The sequence below is a fragment of the Streptococcus sp. DD11 genome, assembly GCF_001578865.1.
GTDB lineage: Bacteria > Bacillota > Bacilli > Lactobacillales > Streptococcaceae > Streptococcus > Streptococcus panodentis.
Window position 1 is genome coordinate 119,287 of record NZ_KQ969396.1, and the last position, 862, is coordinate 120,148.

General features: G+C 47.1%; 1 protein-coding gene. It reads right to left on the reverse strand.

The window, feature by feature from the left end; genetic code table 11:
- Positions 1 to 725, reverse strand: a 725-nt coding sequence (locus STRDD11_RS14610; RefSeq protein WP_241209405.1) for a M20/M25/M40 family metallo-hydrolase, incomplete at its 3' end; no start/stop codon positions are given.
- Positions 726 to 862: the final 137 nt, after the last annotated feature.

An 862-nucleotide genomic window follows, 5' to 3' on the forward strand; every position in this document is an offset into this window, starting at 1 on the left:
AGAGAGACAGCACTGATGCCTTTCAGCGGCTCTTTCATATGGGACAGAATGCCCTGTGTGACAAAGACCGGCAAGAGCTTACCCACTGTGCCGATATGGAGGACTTTTTCTTCAGCAGACTCACTTTCAAAAGGCTCCGAATCCACCGCCAATATGTAATGAAGTCCAAAACGCTCCTGCAATTCACAGAGCAGGCTGTTTGCTGCCCGCATGCCCTGAGAGTAGGATTCTTCATCCCCGACAGACAGATAGAGCAGATTGACCTGTCCGGTATCGGCTTCAGCGTATGCTGCCAGCACTCCCAGCTGCAGGGCCAAGGCAGCCTTCATATCACAGGACCCCCGGCCAAACTGCCATTGGTCAGAAGAAAGATCATCCACTACTTCTTCTTTTGGAGACAGATCCGGCAGTTTTTCCTTGAGAGCCTGACTATCAAATGCATAGGCCCTGAGGCTGCCAAAATCTTCAATATCTACTGTATCATGATGGTGAAAGAGAATAACCGTATCAGTGGCATCCCGCTTCACCAGAGCCCAGTTGACACTGCGGCCGTAGACATCATCCGGGATTTGGAAGCGGCCGTATCGGTCTGGATGCTTTTGAAAATAAGGAAGCCGGCTGATTGTCTTCTGGAGAAAGTCTTCAATAGCGCGCTCAGAGCTGGTATGAGTGAAACTTTCAATCGCCATACTCTGGTCAAAAATGTCTTGAATAAACTGTTTCATAATGTTTTCCTTTGATATGTAAGAAAGTCCTATCCAAAAAATCAAAGAGGAAGCATCAAAAGCAGACAGAACTTCCGCTTCATAGAGAAGTTCTGCTGCTTTTGCTGTTTTCTAACCATGTGTTTTCTTTTTAGACA